This window comes from Enterobacter sp. HSTU-ASh6 (assembly GCF_026319105.1).
GTDB classification, from domain to species: domain Bacteria; phylum Pseudomonadota; class Gammaproteobacteria; order Enterobacterales; family Enterobacteriaceae; genus Enterobacter; species Enterobacter sichuanensis.
Genome location: NZ_WSPD01000025.1, coordinates 40,720 through 48,340, shown reverse-complemented (window position 1 = coordinate 48,340; position 7,621 = coordinate 40,720). Strand labels below are relative to the sequence as shown.

Genomic DNA, 7,621 nt, shown 5'->3' with positions numbered 1-7,621 from the left:
AGCGGCGATTTACCGCCGGGAGCCCGGGTCGCCAGGGCGGTGGCGATTGAGCCGCCCTGGCACGTTCACTGGTCATGCCGTTACAGAGTAGCAAGGAACATAAAGTGAACGGAATAACCTCTACAGCCGTATGTTCCCCCTCACCCCAGCCCTCTCCCTCAAGGGAGAGGGGGTTGTCTGTGCAGGCATTATTTTGTGGGGATCCCTCAGCCCACAGGGAGAGGGAGAAACCGATTTAAGCGGAAATCTGCTCCATCGCCTGCAGAATACGTTTATCCGAAATCGGATACGGCGTACCGAGCTGCTGGGCAAAGAAGCTGACGCGCAGCTCCTCAATCATCCAGCGGATCCCCTGAACGTCTTCATCGTCGCGGCGCGCAGGCGGCAGCTTGTTCAGCCACTGCTGCCACGCCTGCTGGACGCTCTCCACTTTCAGCATCTGGGCGCGGTCGCGATGCGGGTCGATGGCCATTTTCTCCAGACGTTTTTCAATCGCCTGCAGATAACGCAGCGTATCGCCGAGACGGTTGAAGCCGTTGCCGGTAACAAACCCGCGATACACCAGCCCCGCCATCTGCGCCTTCACGTCCGACAGTCCCAGCGCCATGGTCATATCCACGCGCCCTTTCAGGCGCTTGTTGATGTTGAACACGGTGGTGAGGATCTGCTCCACCTGCTTCGCGATGTCCACCACGGTGTCGTTCAGCTCCGCACGCACCTTTTCATGAAGCTGGGCAAAGCCCTCTTCCGTCCAGACCGGGCCACCCGCCTCGTGGATAAGTTTGTCCACACCGCAGGAGATGCAGTCGTCAATCAGATCCAGCACTTTACCGTACGGGTTAAAGTACAGCCCCAGCTTGGCTTTGTTCGGCAGCTTCTCGTGCAGATACTTGATCGGCGACGGAATGTTCAGCAGAAGCAGGCGACGCAGCCCGCGCCACATCATCTGCTGCTGTTCCTGCGGGTTATCAAACAGCTTGATCGCCACGCTGTCGCGCTCGTCCACCAGCGCCGGCCAGGCTTTCACCTTGTAGTTACCGCGCTTCTGCTCGTAGCTTTCCGGAAGCTGACCAAAGCTCCAGATATGCAACCCGCTCTGCTCAATGCCGTCATCCGCCACCGCAGAGAGCGTCTCCTGGACTTTGCCTTTCAGCGCCTCTTTCAGTTCGCCGAGCGAACGCCCTTCCAGCAGCTTTTTGTTTTTGTCGTCCACCACGCGGAAGCTGATTTTCAGGTGATCGGGCACCTGATCCCAGTTCCAGTCGTCGCGGTCAATGGTGGTCCCGGTCATGCGGCGGAACTCACGCTCCAGCGCATCCAGCAGCGGCAGCTCCAGCGGCGTAACGCGGCCTAAAAACGCTTCCGCATAGTTTGGCGCAGGCACAAAATTGCGGCGCACCGGTTTTGGCAGGGATTTGATCAGCGCAATCACCAGCTCGCGACGCAGGCCAGGGATCTGCCATTCAAACCCGCTCTCATCCACCTGGTTTAACAGCGGCAGCGGAATGTGGACGGTCACGCCGTCCGCGTCTGTCCCCGGCTCAAACTGATAGCTAAGACGCAGCTTGAGGTTGCCCTGGTGCCAGAAGTTCGGGTAGTCGAGTTTGCTGACCGACTCCGCCCCCTCTTTAATCAGCATGCTCTTTTCGAAGTTGAGCAGGTCCGGCGTCTCTTTGCTGGCCTTCTTCCACCAGCTGTCGAAGTGGCGGGCGGAGATGACGTCGTGGCTGATGCGCTGGTCGTAAAACTCGAACAGCGCTTCATCATCCACCAGAATGTCGCGGCGGCGTGATTTATGCTCCAGCTCTTCCACTTCGGCGCGCAGCTTCAGGTTTTCACGGAAGAAGGCGTGACGCGTCTGCCAGTCGCCCTCCACCAGCGCATGGCGGATAAACAGCTCGCGGCACAGCGCCGGATCGATCTGGCTGTAGTTGACCTTACGCGCGGCCACCACCGGCAGACCATAAACGGTCACTTTCTCGGTCGCCATCACCGCCCCCTGCGCGCGCTCCCAGTGCGGCTCGCTGTACGAACGTTTCAGCAGGTGCTGCGCCACCGGCTCAACCCATTCTGGATCGATACGCGCGGCAATGCGTCCCCACAGGCGGCTGGTTTCCACCAGCTCCGCGACCATGGTCCACTTCGGCGGCTTCTTGAACAGGCCGGAACCGGGGAAGATGGCGAAACGGGCGTTGCGCGCGCCGGTATACTCCTGCTTCTCGGCGTCTTTCATCCCAATGTGGGACAGCAGGCCGGTCAGCAGCGCGATATGGATTTCGCGGTACTCCGCCGGTTCGCTGTTGACCGGGATGCCCAGCTCTTTCACCACCTGGCGAAGCTGGGTGTAGATATCCTGCCACTCGCGCACGCGCAGGTAGTTGAGGAAATCCACGCGACACTGGCGACGGAACTGGTTCGAGGAGAGCGCTTTCTGCTGCTCGCCGAGATAGTTCCACAGGTTCACAAAGGCGAGGAAATCGGACTCTTTATCATGGAAGCGGCGGTGTTTTTCGTCAGAGGCCTGCTGTTTGTCCATCGGACGCTCGCGAGGATCCTGAATGGAGAGCGCCGAGGTAATGATCATCGCCTCGCGCACGCAGCCGTGTTTCTGCGCTTCCAGCACCATACGCGCCAGGCGCGGGTCGACCGGCAACTGGCTGAGCTGGCGGCCCAGCGGCGTCAGCTTGTAGACCGTCGCCTGCTCGTCGGTGGTGATCGCCCCGAGCTCTTCCAGCAGACGTACGCCGTCCTGAATGTTGCGTTTGTCCGGCGCTTCGACGAACGGAAACGCCGCGATATCACCCAGCCCCAGGGCGGTCATCTGCAGGATAACGGACGCCAGGTTGGTGCGCAGAATTTCCGGATCGGTAAACTCCGGGCGCGACAGGAAATCGTCTTCGGAATAGAGGCGAATACAGATCCCTTCCGACACACGCCCGCAGCGGCCTTTACGCTGATTGGCAGACGCCTGGGAGACGGGCTCAATCGGCAGGCGCTGGACTTTGGTGCGGTAGCTGTAGCGGCTGATGCGCGCCGTACCCGGATCGATAACGTATTTAATCCCCGGCACGGTGAGCGAGGTTTCCGCCACGTTGGTTGCCAGGACGATGCGGCGTCCGCTGTGCGGCTGGAATACGCGATTCTGCTCGCTGTTCGACAGACGCGCGTATAGCGGCAGGATCTCCGTGTGGCGCAGGTCGCGCTTGCTGAGGGCGTCGGCGGTATCGCGGATTTCACGCTCGCCACTCATGAAGATCAGGATATCCCCCGCGCTTTCATTACCCAGCTCGTCAACGGCGTCAAAAATAGCCTGCAGCTGGTCGCGCTCGGTATCATCCGCCTCTTCAACAATCGGGCGATAGCGCACTTCCACGGGATACGTGCGTCCTGACACCTCGATAATCGGCGCGTTGTTGAAATGCTTCGAGAAGCGCTCCGGGTCGATGGTCGCGGAGGTGATGATGATTTTCAGATCCGGACGACGCGGCAGCAGCTCTTTCAGGTAACCGAGCAGGAAGTCGATGTTCAGGCTGCGCTCGTGCGCTTCATCGATGATGATGGTGTCGTACTGCATCAGCAGGCGATCCTGCTGAATTTCCGCCAGCAGAATACCGTCGGTCATCAGCTTGACCATGGTGTTATCGCTCACGTGATCGCTGAAGCGCACCTTATAACCGATGCAGCCGCCCGGCTCCGTTTGCAGCTCTTCAGCAATACGGTTCGCGACGGTACGCGCCGCCAGACGACGCGGCTGGGTGTGGCCAATCAGCCCTTTGATCCCGCGCCCCAGCTCCATACAGATTTTCGGCAGCTGGGTGGTTTTTCCCGAACCGGTTTCACCTGCGACAATCACCACCTGGTGGTCGCGCACGGCCTCAAGAATGTCCTGTTTCTTCTGGCTGACGGGCAGGTTTTCCGGGTAGGTAATCGCCGGACGCGCGGCTTCGCGCAGCACAACTTTCCCTGCCGCCTGTTCAATCTCTTTCGCCATCTCCTGGTAAATGGCCTGTTGTGCATCAGGATTTTTAACCTTCTTCACGCCGTGCAGACGGCGGGCGAAGCGCTGTTTGTCGCGCAGCGTCAGAGAATCGAGCTGTTGCAGGAGCATCGGGAAGGTGAATTTTTGTTGTTCTGTCATAGCGTTAAAGGGCAGTACACGCCCTGATAAACTCTCTTTTTAATGATTGCTATAGAGTACCACATTGACGTCTTTCGCGCCTTATTCAAAAAATTCGAACATAGACTTCGATATATTGCGCTATCTCTGTGGCAGGATTGTGAATAGAGTGTCAACAAGCAACGGGGCAACCCCCTTCAATCAAATGCAACAACAGGAATCACCCATGAGCAAAGTATTAGTTTTGAAATCCAGTATTCTGGCAGGGTACTCTCAGTCTGGTCAGCTGTCTGATTACTTCGTTGAACAGTGGCGTGAACAGCATTCCGCTGACGAAATCACCGTGCGTGACCTGGCTGCAAACCCGATTCCTGTGCTGGATGGCGAGCTGGTTGGCGCGCTGCGTCCGAGCGATGCGCCGCTGAGCCCACGTCAGCAGGAAGCACTGGCCCTGTCCGACGAGCTGATTGCTGAGCTGCAGGCGCACGACGTTATCGTGATCAACGCCCCAATGTACAACTTCAACATCCCGACCCAGCTGAAGAACTACTTCGACCTGGTGGCTCGCGCTGGCGTAACCTTCCGTTACACCGAAAATGGCCCTGAAGGTCTGGTGAAAGGTAAACGCGCTATCGTGCTGACCAGCCGTGGTGGTATCCACAAAGATACCCCAACCGACCTGGTAGCGCCGTACATGAGCCTGTTCCTGGGCTTCATCGGCATCACTGACGTGAACTTCGTGTTCGCTGAAGGTATCGCTTACGGTCCTGAAGTGGCGACCAAAGCACAGACCGACGCGAAAGCCGCAATCGACAGCCTGGTTGCCGCCTAAGATTTCCCCCTCTCACCGCCCGGTGGGAGGGTTTTTCTTTTCCCCCGTATTTCGTTATCATCCGCTCCCACTCTTCAGCCCGGCGGCCTGATGTCTGCGATTATTGATTCTTTTATTGCCCCACCGTGTCACGACGACATTGCGATCCTCTGGCAGGATGAACATCTGCTGCTGATCAATAAGCCTTCCGGTCTGCTCAGTCTCTCGGGCAAAAATCCGCAAAACCGCGATTCTGTACACTATCGTCTGGTTCAGACCTTTCCCGGCTGCACGCTGGTGCATCGTCTGGATTTCGGCACATCCGGGCTGATGGTGGTTGCGCGCAATAAGGTCATTAACGCTGCGCTCTGCCAGCAGTTTAGCCAGCGCAGCGTGGAGAAAGGTTACAGCGCCCTGCTTTGCGGACATCTGGAAAACGATGAGGGAGTCATAGACGCGCCCATTGCCAAAGACCCGGCGCTGTTCCCGTTAATGTCGATCTGCGCTACAACCGGAAAACCGGCACGCTCCCGTTACCGGGTGGTTGAACGTTTTTATCAGGATACGGGCGTACCGTTAACGCGGGTGACGCTGATCCCGGAGACCGGGCGCACCCATCAGTTGCGTATTCACTGCCAGCAACTGGGGCACCCAATTCTGGGCTGCGATCTGTATGGCGGGCTTAACGTGCCGGGCACCGAAACGGTACCGCGGCTAATGCTGCATGCAAGCGTTCTGAATTTTATTCATCCCGTGAGCGGTGAGCCGGTAAACGCCCGTCACGCCGCCCCGTTCTGAGAGTGATTTACCACATCAAATCGTCCGGGATTTTGAAGTCCGCGTACGGATCGTCTTCGTCCTGCTCGTCCTGACTGAGCGCGCTGTTTAACACAATGCTGTCGGCATCGCGCTGGGCAATTTTATCGGCCACCACCGCCGGAATAATCGCGTATTCACAGTCGCCGCTGGCGTTGATGACCAGGCGGGCAATCGCCAGACGGCCGTTGATCAGCTGTGTCTGCGTCTGCTTATCGACTTCGAGCTTTTTGATCACATTCCCGTCGGTAAAGTTAAAGGTGATATTGCCTTTCGCCACGGTGATGCGGTTCATCTCAATCAGTTGCTTCACCTGCGCCTTAAACTCTTTCGCCAGCACGGCCTGCTTCTGCTGCTCGCTCAGCAGCCTGTCACGCTCGATCTGCGCTTTCTTATTCTCTTCGACCGCTTCCCGGGCCTCACGCGCCTGAACGCGTGATTTCTTGGCCGTGCGCTGCACTTTCGCCGCTTTCTTGCTGCTGACTAAGCCTGCTTTCAGCATCTGCTCTTGTAAGGTGAGTTTTGTCATGATTATTTCTAAACCGGTTGGAAATTTTGGCGATTATAGCGGGAATTGAAAGGAAATAAAAAATCCCTCCTCCCTACAGCCGCTTAACGACGACGGAAAAGTGCATATCACAGACATATCACCAGCTTCGCCCGGCGGCGCTGTGCTTGCACGGGCCTACAAACGACACTGAATCGTAGGCTGGGTAAGCGCAGCGCCACCCGGCAAGAAAGGCAGCAATACCTCGAGCATTACACTTCATGAACTTCGCTCATGTTGCGTTGAAATTAAGTCACTTCCCCTGTGCCGCGGGCTCAGGCATAAATTATGCATCGGTAACTTCTTGGCAACATGAACTTAGGATGCATAACCACAATGAGCAAAGCTTTCACATATACCCTTAAGCGCAGTTGCTTCGATGAGAATTACAACCCGTCAGAAAACACGCGTACCACCACCAACTTTGCCAACCTGGCGCGCGGGGAAAAGCGTCAGGAAAACCTGCGCAATACGCTGGTGATGATTAACAACCGCTTCAACGCCCTGGCGCGCTGGGATAACCCCAACGCCGATCGCTACGCGGTTGAACTGGAAATCATCTCTGTCGACCTGAATATCGGCGCGGAAAAACCGTTCCCGGCTATTGAGATATTGCAAACGTATATTATCGACAAAAAACGCAACCTGCGTACTCCAGGAATTGTCGGCAATAACTTCTCGTCTTACGTGCGGGATTATGATTTCAGCGTCCTGCTGCTGGAACACAACAAGAACCAGCAACACTTCACTATTCCGGAAAAGTTTGGCGAACTGCACGGCAATATTTTCCGCCACTTTGTGAATTCACCTGAATACAAAGAGAACTTCAGAAAAGCACCGGTGATCTGCCTGAGCGTCTCCAGCAAAGATACCTATCGCCGCACGGGCAATCAGCACCCCATTCTGGGCATTGAGTATCTGCCGGAGGGCGAATCCTTAACGGAACAGTACTTCGGGAAGATGGGTCTGAACGTGCGCTATTTCATGCCGGAAAACAGCGTGGCGCCTTTCGCATTCTTCTTTACTGGAGATTTGCTGAATGATTACACCGATCTGGAACTGATCGCCACCATCAGCACGATGGAAACATTCCAGAAAATTTATCGCCCGGAGATCTATAACGCCAACTCGGCAGCGGGCCTGTGCTATCGACCGGATCTGAACCAGCAGGATCACTCATTAACCAAAATTGTGTATGACCGTGAAGAGCGAAGCCGCCTGGCCATTGAACAGGGCCGGTTTACCGAAGAATACTTTATTAAGCCTTACAAACATATTCTTGAGCAGTGGTCTGATAACTACACGCTTTAATTCATCCAAAAAGGTCTTT

The 7,621-nt window shown here is 56.4% G+C and carries 5 protein-coding genes; 3 read left to right on the top strand and 2 right to left on the bottom strand.

Annotated features, from left to right (window positions below; all coding sequences use genetic code 11):
- Positions 1-235 precede the first annotated feature (235 nt).
- On the bottom strand, positions 236-4,138 hold the full coding sequence (hrpA, locus tag GM298_RS21230; RefSeq protein WP_266155234.1) for an ATP-dependent RNA helicase HrpA: 3,903 nt from the start codon (positions 4,136-4,138) through the stop codon (positions 236-238).
- 205 nt (positions 4,139-4,343) lie between these two features.
- On the opposite strand from hrpA, the gene azoR reads away from it, so the two are divergent.
- Together azoR and GM298_RS21220 are read left to right on the top strand one after the other, a co-directional pair.
- Positions 4,344-4,949: an FMN-dependent NADH-azoreductase gene (gene azoR / locus GM298_RS21225; RefSeq protein WP_025757907.1), complete on the top strand. Its 606-nt coding sequence runs from the start codon at positions 4,344-4,346 to the stop codon at positions 4,947-4,949.
- A 90-nt stretch (positions 4,950-5,039) separates the two neighbouring features.
- A complete protein-coding gene (locus GM298_RS21220; RefSeq protein WP_266155232.1) occupies positions 5,040-5,726 on the top strand; it encodes an RluA family pseudouridine synthase in 687 nt (228 codons plus the stop codon).
- 7 nt (positions 5,727-5,733) lie between these two features.
- Here the strand turns inward: GM298_RS21220 and GM298_RS21215 are convergent, their stop codons facing one another.
- Positions 5,734-6,273: a DUF2058 domain-containing protein gene (locus GM298_RS21215; protein ID WP_266155230.1), complete on the bottom strand. Its 540-nt coding sequence runs from the start codon at positions 6,271-6,273 to the stop codon at positions 5,734-5,736.
- Positions 6,274-6,627: 354 nt separating this feature from the next.
- On the opposite strand from GM298_RS21215, the gene GM298_RS21210 reads away from it, so the two are divergent.
- Complete coding sequence (locus GM298_RS21210) at positions 6,628-7,602, top strand: DUF1852 domain-containing protein (RefSeq protein ID WP_266155229.1); 975 nt, start codon at positions 6,628-6,630, stop codon at positions 7,600-7,602.
- Positions 7,603-7,621: the final 19 nt, after the last annotated feature.

What these genes read in the sequence shown, in the direction of transcription:
- hrpA (WP_266155234.1), bottom strand. Translation starts at nt 4,138, where the DNA reads ATGACAGAACAACAAAAATTCACCTTCCCGATGCTCCTGCAACAGCTC.
- azoR (WP_025757907.1), top strand. Translation starts at nt 4,344, where the DNA reads ATGAGCAAAGTATTAGTTTTGAAATCCAGTATTCTGGCAGGGTACTCT.
- GM298_RS21220 (WP_266155232.1), top strand. Translation starts at nt 5,040, where the DNA reads ATGTCTGCGATTATTGATTCTTTTATTGCCCCACCGTGTCACGACGAC.
- GM298_RS21215 (WP_266155230.1), bottom strand. Translation starts at nt 6,273, where the DNA reads ATGACAAAACTCACCTTACAAGAGCAGATGCTGAAAGCAGGCTTAGTC.
- GM298_RS21210 (WP_266155229.1), top strand. Translation starts at nt 6,628, where the DNA reads ATGAGCAAAGCTTTCACATATACCCTTAAGCGCAGTTGCTTCGATGAG.